Origin of the sequence: Acidithiobacillus ferriphilus (genome assembly GCF_028215975.1) — a bacterium.
In the GTDB taxonomy this organism is placed as follows: domain Bacteria; phylum Pseudomonadota; class Gammaproteobacteria; order Acidithiobacillales; family Acidithiobacillaceae; genus Acidithiobacillus; species Acidithiobacillus ferriphilus.
Genome location: NZ_CP116458.1, coordinates 2,090,984 through 2,106,405, shown reverse-complemented (window position 1 = coordinate 2,106,405; position 15,422 = coordinate 2,090,984). Strand labels below are relative to the sequence as shown.

12 protein-coding genes are annotated in these 15,422 nt (G+C 58.1%); 3 read left to right on the top strand and 9 right to left on the bottom strand.

Features of this window, described 5'->3' with window-relative positions:
- Positions 1-377: 377 nt before the first annotated feature.
- The 7 genes from cobA to PJU76_RS10515 all read right to left on the bottom strand — a co-directional run bounded on the left by cobA (position 378) and on the right by PJU76_RS10515 (position 8,091).
- A complete protein-coding gene (cobA, locus tag PJU76_RS10545) occupies positions 378-1,160 on the bottom strand; it encodes a uroporphyrinogen-III C-methyltransferase (protein ID WP_271779506.1) in 783 nt (260 codons plus the stop codon).
- The gene (locus PJU76_RS10540) at positions 1,157-2,506 is read right to left on the bottom strand and encodes a sulfate adenylyltransferase subunit 1 (RefSeq protein WP_271779505.1); all 1,350 of its coding nucleotides are present in this window, start codon (positions 2,504-2,506) and stop codon (positions 1,157-1,159) included. Before PJU76_RS10540 ends, cobA begins: the two co-directional genes overlap by 4 nt.
- Entirely contained in the window at positions 2,506-3,441 is a 936-nt protein-coding gene (cysD, locus tag PJU76_RS10535; RefSeq protein ID WP_271779504.1) for a sulfate adenylyltransferase subunit CysD, read from the bottom strand. Before cysD ends, PJU76_RS10540 begins: the two co-directional genes overlap by 1 nt.
- Before the next feature lie 5 nt (positions 3,442-3,446).
- Positions 3,447-4,178, bottom strand: a complete 732-nt coding sequence (locus tag PJU76_RS10530; RefSeq protein ID WP_271779503.1) for a phosphoadenylyl-sulfate reductase — start codon at positions 4,176-4,178, stop codon at positions 3,447-3,449.
- A 7-nt stretch (positions 4,179-4,185) separates the two neighbouring features.
- Positions 4,186-5,877 (bottom strand): assimilatory sulfite reductase (NADPH) hemoprotein subunit, encoded by a 1,692-nt coding sequence (gene cysI / locus PJU76_RS10525; RefSeq protein WP_271779502.1) that lies wholly within the window; start codon positions 5,875-5,877, stop codon positions 4,186-4,188.
- A complete protein-coding gene (locus PJU76_RS10520) occupies positions 5,867-7,636 on the bottom strand; it encodes a diflavin oxidoreductase (RefSeq protein ID WP_271779501.1) in 1,770 nt (589 codons plus the stop codon). Before PJU76_RS10520 ends, cysI begins: the two co-directional genes overlap by 11 nt.
- Positions 7,637-7,704: 68 nt before the next feature.
- Positions 7,705-8,091, bottom strand: coding sequence for a hypothetical protein (locus tag PJU76_RS10515; RefSeq protein WP_271779500.1), 387 nt, complete (start codon positions 8,089-8,091; stop codon positions 7,705-7,707).
- A 282-nt stretch (positions 8,092-8,373) separates the two neighbouring features.
- Here PJU76_RS10515 and PJU76_RS13635 point away from each other — a divergent pair, with 282 nt between their 5' ends.
- The 3 genes from PJU76_RS13635 (at position 8,374) to PJU76_RS10505 (ending at position 11,616) form a co-directional block, all read left to right on the top strand.
- Positions 8,374-8,517: a LysR family transcriptional regulator gene (locus PJU76_RS13635; protein WP_334212483.1), complete on the top strand. Its 144-nt coding sequence runs from the start codon at positions 8,374-8,376 to the stop codon at positions 8,515-8,517.
- A 134-nt stretch (positions 8,518-8,651) separates the two neighbouring features.
- Positions 8,652-10,859, top strand: coding sequence for an FAD-dependent oxidoreductase (locus PJU76_RS10510; RefSeq protein WP_271779499.1), 2,208 nt, complete (start codon positions 8,652-8,654; stop codon positions 10,857-10,859).
- Between the two features lie 115 nt (positions 10,860-10,974).
- Positions 10,975-11,616, top strand: a complete 642-nt coding sequence (locus PJU76_RS10505) for a uracil-DNA glycosylase family protein (RefSeq protein WP_271779498.1) — start codon at positions 10,975-10,977, stop codon at positions 11,614-11,616.
- A 65-nt stretch (positions 11,617-11,681) separates the two neighbouring features.
- Here PJU76_RS10505 and PJU76_RS10500 read toward each other — a convergent pair whose 3' ends face one another.
- Positions 11,682-13,157: a protein adenylyltransferase SelO gene (locus PJU76_RS10500; protein WP_271779497.1), complete on the bottom strand. Its 1,476-nt coding sequence runs from the start codon at positions 13,155-13,157 to the stop codon at positions 11,682-11,684.
- A 3-nt stretch (positions 13,158-13,160) separates the two neighbouring features.
- Entirely contained in the window at positions 13,161-15,419 is a 2,259-nt protein-coding gene (gene clpA / locus PJU76_RS10495) for an ATP-dependent Clp protease ATP-binding subunit ClpA (protein ID WP_271779496.1), read from the bottom strand.
- Between the last annotated feature and the right edge of the window lie 3 nt (positions 15,420-15,422).

Here is a 15,422-nt window from a genome sequence, read left to right as displayed (position 1 = left end):
CCGAATGTATCGGACACTGATGCAGTATCCTAATCAGAATTGTTTCGTCTTCTGCCGACAATTGTAAAGGTAGTTTCAATATGACATCAGCACATTCTATCCGGGCCGAACCGGTATTTTTTACCGTCATACGGATGCTTGTCAGGCAACATGATTTTAGATTTCTGCGCTCCAGAAACCGCAAGGCGAGTTCGGCTATGCATTGACCAAGAGCTATGTTTAGCATATGCAATGGGGTGAGTTGTGCATCATCCAAGGAAAACCCAAAAATTATATTTTTAGAATCATCCAGCTGGCATGCTGCAATATGACGCTCTTTATCCCTGAAAATATGAACTGTAGTCTCTTTCATTATCATGCGTTCCGAATATTCTCAATCATACGTTAACAACATCCGAGATGTTTTCCTCCAATGATAGGTGTTGCGACAGGTGTACCGCCGCACCCACAATGATGATTGTCGGACTACCAAGATCGGCTTCATGAATTACATCGGAAAACCGGTTTAGTCGGGTGTGCACATGGCGTTGCTGTGGCAAGGTCGCCCAATGTACCGCCAGTACCGGCGTGTCTGGATGCCGTCCACCGGCGATTAGGCCGCTCTGGATCTCCGTTGTCTGTGCCAGCCCCATGTAAATTACCAGTGTATCCGCAGCCTTTGCGAGATGGGCCCAATCTATCGGAGGCCCCCCCGGGGCCGCATGTCCCGTTACGAATAGGACGGATTGGCTGATTGTGCGGTAAGTAAGTGGCATGCCGACAGCGGCAGCGGCGGCGATGCCACTGGTGATGCCGGGCACTACTTCATAGTCGATACCAGCCGTCCACAGGGCTATACATTCCTCACCACCGCGCCCAAAAATGAAGGGGTCACCACCCTTGAGGCGAACTACCCGCATGCCTTGCCGCGCTGCGTGAATCATGCGTGTCTGAATGCTCATTTGAGAAGTTGAGGGCTGACCGCCACGTTTGCCGACGTCCACCAATTTGGTATCTGGCCGTGCCATTGCCAGGATGCGGATATTAACCAGTGCGTCATGGAAGATAATGTCGGCCGTCCCCACAAGCGTGGCCGCCTTCAGGGTGAGGAGTTCCGGGTCGCCGGGGCCCGCCCCAACAATCCAGACTTTTCCAGCGCTGCCGTAACCAACTCCGCTCATAGACGAAACCGCTCCATTCCAGAAGCGTTGCGGCGAATCATCCCCGCCGCGACTGTTTGGTGGGTCACTTCATCAATCAGAATGAACGCACCGGTCGAGCGAATGGCGTCATACGCATCGGCGGCGAGCGGCTGCTGCACATTCAGCGTGATGCTGGCGATGTCATTCAGTCGCAGGGCATTGGCCGGGTGCTTCTGTTGCGTATTGACGTCGAGTAACGTATCGATTTCCGTGACGCGCGCGGTGACTTGCCTGGTCGTGTGTTTCAGCCAGTATTTGCGACGCAGATCGAGCGGATCCTCCGACAACCAGCAGACGTCGGCGGTGACGGTTTTGAGCAGGCTGGCCGGACGATCGGCGGACGCGAGCATGTCGCCGCGCGAAATATCCAGGTGTTCCTCCAGCAACAGCGTTACCGATTGGCCGACGACGGCCGATTCCAGCGACCGATCGAGTATCAGGATGTCTTTCACCGTCGCCGTTGATCCACTTGGCTGCACTACCAGTCGGTCGCCCCTGCTGACTTTCCCGGCTTCGATACGGCCCATGTAACCGCGGAAGTCGTTGGCCTCGTGACCATTGTGGCGCGCCACCAGTTGTACAGGAAAACGCAGCGGTTCGTCATGGCATGCGTCATAGACGCTCAGGGATTCGAGCAGTTCGATCAGCGTCGGCCCCTGATACCAGGGCATTCTGTCGCCCGCAGTGACCACATTGTCGCCCGCCAGGGCGGACAACGGAATCGTGCGGATGTCCTTCAGGCCCAGCCGTTGCGCGAATTCCCGGTATGCCTGTACGACACGGTCATACACCGCCTGGTCGTAATGCACCAGATCCATCTTGTTGATCGCGACCACGACATGCTCGATCTGCAGCAGGTGGGCTATGCTCGAATGGCGCTTGGTTTGCACCAGTAATTCCACACTGCCATCGTCGCCCAGCCGCACTTTCGAGACATCGATCAGGATGACGACGGCGTCGGCGGTGGATGCTCCAGTGACCATGTTGCGCGTGTACTGTTCATGGCCCGGGGTGTCGGCGATGATGAACTTGCGCCGGGGCGTGGCGAAGTAGCGGTAAGCGACGTCGATGGTGATGCCCTGCTCGCGCTCGGCTTCCAGGCCATCCGTCAGCAGCGACAAGTCGATCGTGTCGCCGGTCGTGCGCCGGTGCTTGGCGCGCGACATGGCACTCAGCTGGTCGGCGAAAATACCCTTGCTGTCGAACAGCAGGCGGCCGATCAGCGTGCTCTTGCCATCGTCTACCGAACCGGCAGTAATGAAGCGCAGCAAGCCGCGTTCTCTGGTCAGTTCCTGCAAAAACCGTTTGGGAATGGTTGCGCTCATCAGAAATATCCTGCCTTCTTGCGTTGTTCCATTGATGCTTCCGATGCCTGGTCATCCATCCGCGTCGCACCACGTTCCGTGATTTTGGTCATGGCGGTTTCGGCGATGACGGCTTCGACGGTGGCGGCATCCGACGCCACCGGGCAGGTGCATGAAATATCGCCGACCGTGCGGAAACGCACGGTTTTGGTTTCTATCGCCTCGCCTTCTTGGGCCGGGGTCAGGGTGGTCAGTGGTACCAGAAAGCCGTTGCGTGAAATGACCTGGCGCTCATGGGCAAAATAAATCGGTGGCAGCGCCAGTTTTTCGCGGGCGATGTATTGCCAGACGTCCAGTTCGGTCCAATTTGAAATCGGGAACACGCGCATATTTTCGCCAGGATGAATGTGGGTGTTATATAAATCCCAGAGTTCCGGGCGCTGCGCCTTCGGATTCCACTGCCCGAACTCGTCGCGGAATGAAAAGATCCGCTCTTTGGCGCGCGCCTTCTCTTCGTCGCGACGGGCACCGCCGATGCAGGCATCAAACTGAAACTCAGCGATGGCCTCCAGCAGCGTGACAGCCTGCGCCGCATTGCGCGAATCGCTTGCGGGGTTACGCAGGCGCACGGTGCCGCGCCTGATCGATTCCTCGACCGAACGCACGATCAGTCGTTCACCCAGTTCAGCAATGCGTCGGTCGCGGAATTCGATGACTTCAGCGAAGTTGTGGCCGGTATCGATATGCACCAGTGGAAATGGAAACCTGCCCGGACGGAAGGCCTTCTCGGCGATGCGCAGCAGCACCACCGAATCCTTGCCGCCTGAAAACAGCAGTGCCGGCTTGCCGCATTCGGCCGCAACCTCGCGCATGATGTGGATCGCTTCTGATTCCAGCCAGTCCAGATGGTGATCGCTGGCGGCATCGATAACGTGCTTTTCGACTGCAGTGTTCATTGTATTTACCCTGACGTTTTTTGTGACGCTGCTGGTTTGATGCGAATCACTTTGCCGTCAACGACATGCAAGCCGCACTCTCTGGTATCCGGACTCTCCCACCACCAACGACCCGCGCGGATGTCCTGGCCGGGGGAGATGGCGCGCGTGCAGGGGGCGCAACCGATGCTGGGGTAACCCTGATCATGAAGACGATTGTAGGGCACCTTAAAATCACGGATATAATCCCAAACTTCCGCATGGTGCCAATCGGCCAGGGGGTTGAACTTGGGCAATTCATGGGTGGTGTCCCATTCCCGGACGGCGAGGTCCTGCCGCGAGAGCGCCTGTTCCCGACGCATCCCGGTCAGCCAGGCCCCTTTACCCCGCAATGCCCGCTGCAAGGGCTCGACCTTGCGCATATGGCAACAGCTCTTGCGCAATTTCTGGCTTTCATAAAAGGCGTTGGGCCCGTGTTCCCGGACATAGCGCTCCACTGCCCCGTGCTCCGGAAAATACACCTGAATGGGGAGGTGGTAGCGCTCCCGGGTTTCCTGCATCAGTCGGTAGGTTTCCTCCGGTAAACGGCCGGTATCGAGGGTGAATATCTCCATCCAGGGCGCATGCTTCGCAATCAGGTCCGTGAGCACCATGTCTTCCGCCCCAAAGCTGGTGGCAAAAGCCGCCGGGGCATACGGCGCATTGCGCAATTCCCCGAAAAGGAGGAGCACGTCCTGTATCTTGGTCTCTGTACTCATGGGTTCCTCACTGCCTCCCTGTGTGCAGGAGACCGGGATCCGGCGGTAATAAATCCTGTCGCCGGACAAAGTCCCCGAATGTCTCGCCGGGCCAGCGGTGACCGGAAAATCGCTTCAACAGGGGCCGTAGGGTATCCAGCAGGGCTGCCTCGCCCATCGCCTCCCGGTAAAGGGTATTGAGGCGCATACCGGCTCGGTCGCCGCCCAGATAAAGATCGTAAAGGCCGGGCGCTTTGCCGACCAGGCCGATCTCCGCGAGATAGGGCCGGGCGCACCCGTTGGGGCACCCGGTCATACGCACTGCCAATGCTTCTCCTTCCAGACCGGTCTCGGCAAGCAACGCCTCGATGCGATCCAGAAAAACCGGTAAATAGCGTTCGGCCTCGGCCATCGCCAAGGGGCAGGTGGGCAGCGCTACGCATGCCATCGCGTGGGTACGGACAGGGGCGAGATTCAGCAGTCTGTTGAGCCCGTATTCAGCGAGCACGGTTTCGACAACGGGGCGTTCCGCGGGGGAGATGCCGGCGATCAGCAGATTTTGATTGCAGGTCAGCCGGATTTCGCCATGGTGCAGACGGGCGAGTGCATCCAGCCCGCTGAGGAGCGGAATATCGCCATCGGCAACCCGGCCACCGGGTATGAAGAGGGTAAGGCAGGCTGTTCCGTCATCATTTTCGAGCCAGCCGAACCGGTCTACCGAAGTCTCGAAGTGGAACGGGCGTGGCGGGGCCAGCGGGAATCCAGTGCGTTGCTGCACCTCCGCCATGAAGCGATCCAAACCCATGCGGTCCACCGTGTATTTGAGCCGGGCATGGCTTCGATCACTCCGGTCCCCGTGGTCGCGTTGGGTGGTGAGCACGGCTTCGGCAACGGCCAACACTTGTCCGGGGGCGCAAAAGCCGCAGACATCCGCCAGCCTCGGGTAGGTATCGGGTTTGTTGTGGCTGCGGCCCAGGCCTCCCCCAACGCACACATTGAATCCCGCCAGTCGCCCCTCCTCGTGTATGGCGATGAACCCAAGATCCTGCGTGAACACATCGACGTCGTTGTGCGGTGGCACTGCGATGGCGATCTTGAACTTGCGGGGCAGATAGCTGGGTCCGTACAGGAGGTCCTCCTCCGGCGCGGTTATCTGCTGGCCGTCGAGCCAGATTTCATGATAAGCATGGCTCCGCGGCAGCAGGTGTTCGGCAATTTTCTGCGCCCAGCCGTATGCCTCGGCATGGAAGGCGGAGATCTGCGGGGCGGAACTGGCGATGACGTTGCGGTTGACATCGCCGCAGGCGCTGACCGTATCGAGCAGTGCCCGGTCGAGGGCTTGCAGCGTCGGCTGGAGATGCGGTTTGAGCAGTCCGTGAAATTGTATGCTCTGTCTGCTGGTGATACGCAGACCACCATTGCCGTAGGTGCGGGCGATGTCGCCCAACGCCAGCCATTGTGCTCCGCTTAATACGCCGCCCGGCAGGCGCAGCCGGGCCATGAATTGATACAGGGGCTCCAGTTTCTGCTGGTGGCGTTCCGCCCGCAGGTCGCGATAGTCCTGCTGGTAAATGCCGTGGAACTTGATGACCTGAACGTCATCTTCCGCCAGTGCACCGGTGACGGGATTGCGCAGACTCTCCCGCAGCGTACCGCGCAGCCCCCGGCTCTCCGCCTTGATCCGTTCCACGTCGGAAAGCGCTTTGTCATTAATAGACATCTCGGTGATATCTCCCCGTCTGTTTCAATTCCAGAATATATTCCTCGGCCTGAACCTGCGTGCGCCCGGCAGACTGAACGATATCCACCAGAGATTGCTGTACCGCCCTGCCCATCGCTTCGGCCCCGCACACATACACGGCGGCACCTTCTTCAAGCCATGCGAATACGTCACCGGCACGCTCCCGTAAGCGGTCCTGGACATATATCTTGCGTTCCTGGTCGCGGGAGAAGGCAACGTCGAGCCGGCTGAGGTGCCCATCCTTGAGCCAGCGCAGCCACTCCCGCTGGTATAGAAAATCGGTGCTGAAGTGGCGGTCCCCGAAGAAAAGCCAGTTATTTCCTGCAGCACCCAGCGCCTCCCGTTCCTGCAGGAAGGAACGAAAGGGGGCCACCCCGGTTCCAGCCCCGATCATGATCATTGCCTGTCCGGAATCTTCGGGTAGTCGGAATTCGGCGTTAGGCTCGATAAATATGGGTACAGGCCGACCGATGGCGACACGATCCGCCAGAAATGTCGAGGCAACCCCCAGACGCTCCCGCCCGTGGCTGCTGTAGCGGATGGCGGCGACCGTCAGGTGGATCTCGCCCGGAACGGCCAGAAGGCTGGAGGCGATGGAATACCGCCGCGGCGGCAAGGGCCGCAGGCAGTCAGCGAAGGATTGCGCGCTAAGCCCCTTGACGGGGTATTGCCCGACGACGTCGATGATTTCCCGGCCGTCTGTCCAGGTGCCGAGGCCGTTGACATCCCGTTCGGTAATCGCGCTTTGCAAAGCCTTCGCATCGCTCAGGCGCGCGTAACGCTCCAGAAATGGCCATGTGATTCTGGTGATTTCATAATGCGCGGCAAGGGCCTCCACCAGCGGCATTTCACCCTGCCTGGTCCGTACGGGAGCCTTGTGGTCCAGTTCGAGCCGGTCGAGCAGTTCTTCCACGAGTTGGGGCGGATTGCTTGGGGCAACGGAAACGATATCGCCTGGTGCATAGTGAAGACCAGATTTGTCGAGGTCCAGTTCGAAATGCCAGACTTCTCGGCTCGATCCACGGCCCGAGAGATTCACCTTGTCCAGCAGAACGGCGGGAAAAATGGCATGGTTCGAGTATCCCTGTTTTGGAGCGGCGGCGGGAAGCGATGCTGCCGGAGAGAAATCACCAACGGTGAGGGCTTCCAGAACCTGCCCCATCCAGTATGCAACCCGCTCTTCATAATCCACATCGCAATCGACACGGGGGGCCAGGCAATGAGCACCAGCGGCCGCCAAGGCAGCATCGAAATCTCTTCCGGCCTGGCAAAATCGAGGGTAACTCGCGTCGCCCAATGCCAGTACAGAGAAGCGGAGATGGCGCAAGTCCGGCGGCGCTTGGCGGTCCGTTAAAAGGGCGTGCAGGGCACGGGCGCTGTCAGGGGGCTCGCCGTCGCCATGCGTGCTCACGATAATGAGCAGCGTGCGATCCCGCCGCATCTTGGCGCGACCATACGTCAGCATATCCTGGAGATCAGCCTGCATGCCTGTGGCTCGTACCTTGGTTGCCAGAGCCTCCGCCAACCTTTTGGCGTTACCGGTCTCCGTACCAAACAAGATAGTGATACGCGCATCGGCATCTCCTGATATCCGTTGAACGTGGATCGTGTTTCCAACACCCGTCAGATACCCGCTGGCCCAAAGTAATTGCTCACGGCTCAAACTTTCGGCGAAACGCCGCAGGTCTTCCTGTTTGGAGGAAGGCAGCGGAACATCTGATCGTTGAAGCGATTCCATGTCATCCTCAAGATTTTTAGAATTATTTATCGTGCAGCTCGAATGGCTGCGATTTTCTGGAAGGCAGATCAAGAAGAATAGGCTCTTAGGGTTCTTGGTGTATCTGTGGATACATTGTGGTGTGTACGAGCCCGATCAACCATATGGGCGACCAGCGCGATTTCATGGGCAACGCAATATTGTTTTCTCGTCAAGCCCCATTCCCGCAACTCATCAAGGTCTAATCCAACGCCGTCGCAGGGTACATCAAGCTCCTTACATGTCTTGCTATCATTGAGGAATCCGGCCATTTCGGCGATCTGATTGTTGCCTAGCACGGCTATGGCCATATCCATGGAGAGTTCCGCCGCTCCTGCCAGTTGTTCCCCAACCGCAATCGTCGCCGCGTTTAAACTACTTGTTTGGGTAAGAAACGTGGCACGTTCAATGGCATTTTTACGGTTGATAATGATCATTCAGTGCTCCTTGTCCAAAACATAGTTATATTTTTGTAAGCCATACATTCCTTCTTCTCTTGGGATCTCGTGGCAAGTCCGAGATCCAGAAAGACTGAGACAGTCCGTTCCACGCTGGCAAAAGTGCATTAACGCTCCCTTGTGTACGGGGGTAAACTTGCCAAGTTCATCAAGGGTTTTGATTCTAAGTACGGATGTGCAAAGGGGGAAATACTGATATATTATATCTATATATGAATTAGATTGGTTAATGGTCTCTCTGCTGAACTTGCAACGGGCTCTGTGCCTGTCTGCGCGGTGGTGCGTCAGAACTTCAAAGACGCTGCCGGTGGCCTGCATACGTCGCAGGCTGGGGTGAGCAAACAGATCCAGCTTTTGGAGGTCGAAACCCACGTTGAACTTTCTTGCGTAGGGACAAACGAATAGTCGGAATGAGCGCAGAGAGAATATCCGCAAAGTGGGACAGGATTTTCTTCTGGAGATTATGGAGAATTCGTGATTGACACTACCCGTATCCAAGCCCGATATACGCTCAGTAGTGCCGTTGGAAGGTATCATTAGTGTTGCCGAACGCTAATGACCGTCGGCTCCGGCGAGCAGCCGATGGCATCCGCTGGTTGCTGGTGCTGATGGGCATCATCGGTACTGTTTACCGGGTAACGGAGCGATCGGTTGGACCCGTGGCGGGCCTCCTGATCCGTCTGTGGTTGGCAAAGGTCTTCTTTGTGTCGGGGATATTGAAGATTTTCGATCTGAGCGTCGCGCCCTATCTGTCTAATGTTGCCTATCCCGTGCCTTGGGTGGAGCCGCTAAGCCCTACCTATCTGGGGGCAGCGATACAAATGCTTATTCCGGTATTGCTCGCGCTGGGGTTGGCAACCCGGTGGGCCGCGCTGTACATGCTTATTCTCGTGCTGGTGGTCCAGTTCAACTATCTCGCCCTGGATATCAACCTGTACTCGGCAGTGCTATTCGGGTGGTTCGTGATATGTGGCGCGGGGCCGTTGTCGTTGGATCATCTTCTTGCGCGCGGATTAGGGGATACCGCGCTGCCCTTCGCCACCGCCCTAACCCGCCTGGCAAGCGCCGTTACGCGGTATCTCAAGCCATACTATCAATTGGTCCTCCGTCTATGGCTTGGCTTGGCGCTGCTGGTGGTAAGTTTGGGAGCGGTGATACCAATTCGTCTGGTAAAACTACTGCCGGGAAAATCGCTTGCTCATTTTACACCAACACCTACTCTGACGCTGGTATGTGCGCTACTTATTGCTTTCGGCTTTGTTGCCCGTCCCGCGGTGCTAGTGCTTATCATGACCGTTATCGGTATGCATATAACCGGCTCAGATGGCCCGGCGGACGTATATTTTGTGATGACGCTCGCACTTGTTGGCTTGTATGGGCCTGGCAGGTTATCGCTCGACAAATGGATTCTGGATGTCCTTCCACAGATTAGTGGCGGGCAGGTATTCCCACTGGAAGGGGCGCCGCGCGTGGTGATCGTGGGCGCTGGTTTCGGCGGGCTGGCTTGCGCGGCGAAGTTGGCGAAAACGGCGGTGCACGTGACCCTGATCGATCGTCATAACTACCACTTATTCCAGCCGCTATTATACCAGGTCGCCACAGCGTCTCTGTCTCCTGCCGATATCGCCGCCACGGTGCGAGGCCTGTTTTGCGATCACCTCAACGTGCAGGTGCTGCTGGGTCAGGTGACCGGGATCGATACGGTCCAACAGGGGGTGTTAATCGGTAAGCGGATTATACAATACGATTATTTGGTGATCGCCACAGGCGCATCCCACAGTTATTTCGGGCGGGACGAGTGGGAACCGTATGCGCCCGGATTAAAGACCATTGATGATGCGGTGGAAATACGACGACGGATTCTCTCCGCTTTCGAACGAGCGGAGGCCGCCGAAGATCCCGCCGAGCGGCAGGGTTTGCTCACCTTTGTGATTGTGGGAGGCGGGCCGACGGGGGTAGAGTTGGCAGGCGATATTGCCGAACTGGTGCGCCACGGCATGGAGAAGGAGTTCCACCATTTCGACCCGGCCAGCGCTCAAGTAGTTCTGGTCCAGTCGGCTCCGCGCCTATTGCCGACCTTTCCCGAGACGTTATCGGAGAAAGCGAAGCGGGCACTCGAACGATTGGGTGTCGAGGTCATGCTAAAAAGCAAGGTGGATCATATTGATCAAGAGGGAGTACTCATCAACGGCAAGCGCCTGGCGTCTCACACCGTGTTGTGGGCGGCAGGGGTCGTGGCATCGCCGGCGGCACAATGGCTCAATGCCTCGGCCGATCGTAGCGGACGGGTGAAAGTCGAAGCGGACCTCTCGGTAACGGGTCTACCAAACGTGTTTGTTATCGGTGATACGGCGCTGGCCAATGCCTGGAAAGGGAAACCGGTGCCCGGCTTGGCACCGGCGGCGAAGCAGGGTGGTGCCTACGTAGCCAGAGTGATTCGCAGAAAACTGCAGGGACAGCCTGCGCAACCACCATTCGCATACCGCCATATGGGTAGCCTAGCCACCATCGGCAGGAAAGCTGCGGTGGCAAGCTTCAACGGCGTAAACATGAGCGGCGCACCGGCCTGGTGGCTATGGGGTGTGATTCATGTGGTGCTTCTGGTGGGCTTGCGCAATCGAATCTCGGTGATGTTCAACTGGTTTTGGGCTTATCTCACTTTCAAACGGGGTACACGCCTGATCACGGGAGACGAGCGGCCGCTGGAAGCCGGAATAAATCCTACCGTAAGAACCTTAGGCAAATAATGGTCGTTTTAGGACGAGGGTGCCAAGGGGCGTTATGATGTACGGCAATATACCGTACAATTTTGGTTAAATTAATCATCCCCATATGCGCAGTGGGGTGGGAGGGAGTAAGATTGTGAAAACTTCACCAATCCCGGCCAGATCTTGGATGCCCGATCCCGCAACGTATGGCGATCCTCTCGCTGCGCTACTCACCCGCGTTCGCCATTGCGAACTTTGCGCCGGGCACCTGCCGTTTGGTGCGCGTCCGGTGCTGCAGATGGATTCGCGCGCCCGTATTTTGATCGCTGCGCAAGCACCGGGCAGGAAGGTGCATGAAACAGGAGTTCCCTTCAATGATGCCAGCGGCGATAGACTTCGTGCCTGGCTGGGTATCTCCCGAGAGGTGTTCTACGATGCCCGACAGGTGGCGCTCGTGCCCATGGGGTTCTGCTACCCGGGTACCGGGACATCCGGAGATCTGCCGCCGCGGCCAGAGTGCGCTCGTGCCTGGCATGGGGAATTACTGCCGCATTTGCCGCATCTGCAGCTCACCCTGGTCATCGGCCAGTATGCCCGGGCTTATCACCTTCCCGCCGAGGTCGGAACGCTGACTGAGGTGGTCCATGCATGGCGTAAAAACTGGCCCAACCGGATACCGCTGCCGCATCCCAGCCCGCGTAATAATCTGTGGCTGAAGCGCAATCCGTGGTTCGAGGAAGAACTTATTCCGGTACTTCAGGCGCGCGTGGCCGAGGTGCTTGCGCATGGCCGTTAACCTGGTATTCAGGAGCGTGTTATCCTTGAATATGCATGGTCACCTGCGGCCCGTCCCAGTGAGCGCTATGTCCCGCAAAAGGTTTTGAATGGCCCGAAATCCTCGGGGGCGGGCTGGGTATAGCTCTCCAGTCCTGGACGCTCCGCGAAGGGTTGTTCCAGCACGGCGAGCAGCGCTTTAAACGGGGTGAGGTCCTGGTCCTGCGTAGCGGCGGCTAAGGCCTCCTCGACTTTATGGTTGCGGGGTATGTAGAGCGGGTTGACGTGATCCATGGCTACTGCGCGGGCCTCCGCAGTGGTGTTTTCGCGCGCCAGTCGCGCCTGCCACTGCACCAACCAGAGATCAAATGGCGCCGGGTTGGCAAAGTGGGCGCGGACCTGCGCCGGATCACCGCGCACTGCCGCTGATAACGCGCGGAAGACCTGTGTGTAATCGGCATCCTGGCCTTCCAGGGCGGACAGAAGATCTTGCGCCAGCGCGAGATCGCCGTCCTCTGCCGTGGCCAGGCCCATCTTGGCGCGCATGCCATCAAGCCAGCGGCGGGTGTAGAGCGTAGGAAAATCGTTGATTTGCTCGGTCAGCAGGCGCACTGCCTCATCGGCGTCGGGGTGAACCAGATCAATCAGCGTTTCGGCGAAGCGCGTGAGGTTCCATTGCGCGATCGACGGCTGGTGGGCATAGGCATAACGGCCCTGCGCGTCGATGGAGCTGAAAACCGTCTCCGGATCATAGGCGTCCATGAAGGCGCAGGGGCCATAGTCGATGGTCTCGCCGGCGATGCTCATGTTGTCCGTGTTCATCACACCGTGGATGAAACCGACCAGCATCCAGCGTGCGATGAGCGCGGCCTGTGCGGCGGATACCGCAGCAAAGAGGCTGAGGTAGGGATTATCGGTCCCTTTCAAGGCGGGGTAGTGGCGAGCAATAGTGTAGTCGGCCAACCGTTTGACCTTGGCACTTTCGTTGCGCGCGGCAAAGAACTGAAAGGTGCCGACGCGAATATGGCTGGCGGCGATACGGGTGAGGATGGCGCCGGGGAGCGATGTTTCCCGACGGACGGTTTCCCCTGTCGTGACGGCGGCCAACGCGCGGGTGGTGGGTATGCCCAGCGCATGCATGGCTTCGCCGATGACATATTCGCGCAGCACCGGCCCCAGTGCCGCCTTGCCATCGCCGCCCCGCGAAAAGGGCGTGCGACCGGAGCCTTTCAGTTGCATATCCCGGCGCCGACCATGGCGGTCGATCAACTCGCCGAGCAAGAGGGCGCGGCCATCGCCCAATTGCGGGGAGAAATGACCGAATTGATGCCCCGCATAAGCCTGGGCGAGCGGATGCGACCCTTCCGGCACTCGGTTCCCCGAAAAAATGGCGGCACCGAGATCGCTATCCAGTGCCGCGCTATCGAGCCCCAGTTCTTCGGTCAGCGCGTGGTTCAATAGCAGCAATCGGGGCGCCGGAGCAGCAGCGGCCTGCCAAGGGGCGAAAAACCCCTCCAGATCGCGCGCATAGGTATTGTCAAAATGTAATAACACCCTACCCATCCGTCATTCCTGATGCACCGGCTCCGGTATCTCCAGCTTCACCGCACCATTCTCCAGGCGCGCAGTGATGCGCGTGCCCTTGGGCAAGTCGCCAAAGAGGATATGCTCCGCCAGCGGCTTCTTCAGATGTTCCTGAATAATCCGCGTCATCGGCCGTGCGCCCATCTGCGGGTCATAGCCTTTGTCTGCCAGCCACTGTCGTAGTTCGGCGCTGATCTCCAGGCTGTAGCCCTTTTGCAATAACTGCTCGTCCAGTTCCATGATGAACTTGTCTACCACATGCAGCACCGTCTCCTTAGAGAGCGGTGTGAAGGGTACGACGGCATCCAGGCGATTACGGAACTCTGGTGCGAAGACCCGGCGGATGGTTTCCATCTCTTGTCCGCTGTCATCCTGGGGCGTCGTCATAAAACCGATGGTGGCCTTGCCGCGCGCTTCGGCCCCCGCGTTGGTGGTCATGATCAACACTACATTGCGGAAGTCCACCGTGCGGCCGCCAGCATCCGTCAGCTTGCCGTGATCCATCACTTGCAAAAGCACATTGAAGATATCCGGGTGTGCCTTCTCAATTTCATCCAACAATAGCACCGCATGTGGATTGCGGCTCACTGCCTCCGTCAGTTGCCCAGCCTGGTCATGCCCGACATATCCCGGTGGTGCGCCGATAAGCCGCGACACCGTATGCCGCTCCATGTATTCACTCATGTCGAAGCGCAGTAGCGGAATGCCGAGCAGGCTGGCCAACTGCCGACTGAGTTCGGTCTTACCTACCCCGGTCGGGCCGGAGAAGAGGAAATTTCCCACCGGCTTTTCATGGTGGCGCAGGCCTGCCCGTGCCATTTTGATAGCTGCGGAGAGTTCGTGGATGGCCTTTTCCTGACCGTAGATGACGAATCCCAAATCCCGCTCCAAGTTCTTCAGCGCCTGACGGTCGTTAATAGAGACATTCTTGCCCGGAATACGGGCCACCCTGGCGACCATCTCTTCAATATCGTGAACGCCGATGCTTTTCTTGCGCCGAGAAGCAGGCAAAAGCGCTTGTGCGGCACCCACCTCGTCGATGAGATCAATGGCCTTGTCGGGCAGATGACGATCATGGATATGCTTGACAGACAGTCCTACCGCCGCGCGCAGGGCGGCGTCGGTATAACGCAGGCTATGATGCTGCTCGAATTGCCCCTTCAGTCCGCGCAAAATCTGCACGGACTCCTCCTGAGAGGGCTCCGGCACGTCAATTTTCTGGAAGCGGCGGGTGAGCGCTCTGTCCTTCTCAAAATACTGGCGGAACTCTTGATAGGTGGTCGCCCCGATACACTTCAGTTCACCTGAGGCGAGGGCGGGCTTCAGCAAATTGGAGGCATCCATGGCGCCGCCCGAGGCGGCCCCGGCGCCGATCAAGGTATGAATCTCGTCAATGAAGAGGATGCTGTTGGGTTTCTTGCGTAGTGCCTTCAGTACTCCCTTCAGGCGTTCTTCAAAGTCACCCCGATAGCGGGATCCGGCGATCAATGCCCCCAAATCCAAGGCATAAATGGTCGCATCTTCCAGCATCTCCGGCACCTTGCCGGCGACGATGGCGCGTGCAAGGCCCTCGACGATGGCGGTTTTCCCGACTCCCGGTTCACCAACGAAGAGGGGGTTGTTTTTTCGGCGCCGCGCCAGCACTTGCAGGGCCCGGATCAATTCCTCCTGGCGTCCGATCAGCGGGTCCAGTCGTCCGGCTCGCGCCATGGCGTTGAGGTTGCGCGCATAGACGGTAAGCGGGTCTTTACTATTTCCCTTCTTTTCCGTGGTGCCTTCGACTTCCTCTTCTTCCTCATCCATGACTTCATCCTTGCGCATGCCGTGTGCTAGAAAATTGACCACATCAAGTCGTGTAACATGCTCTTTATGCAGGAAATAAACGGCGTGGGATTCCCTTTCGGCGAAGATGGCGACAATGACATTCGCCCCCGAAACCGCCTCCTTACCTGCCGACTGCACATGGTAGAGGGCGCGTTGAATGACTCGCTGAAAACCCACAGATGGTTGGGTATTGACCGTTCCTGCAGGACCTATGGCGGGTACCTTGCGTTCCAGAAACTGCTGTAATTCCGCCGACAGATGCGTGCGATCGGCACCGCAAGCGCTGAGCACATCAACGCCGTCAGGATTATCCAGAAGAGCAAGCAGGAGATGTTCCACGGATGCATATTCATGTCCGTACCGACGGGCAATCTGAAAGGCCTGATTGATGGACTGTTCTAGGGATTTATCGATCATGGT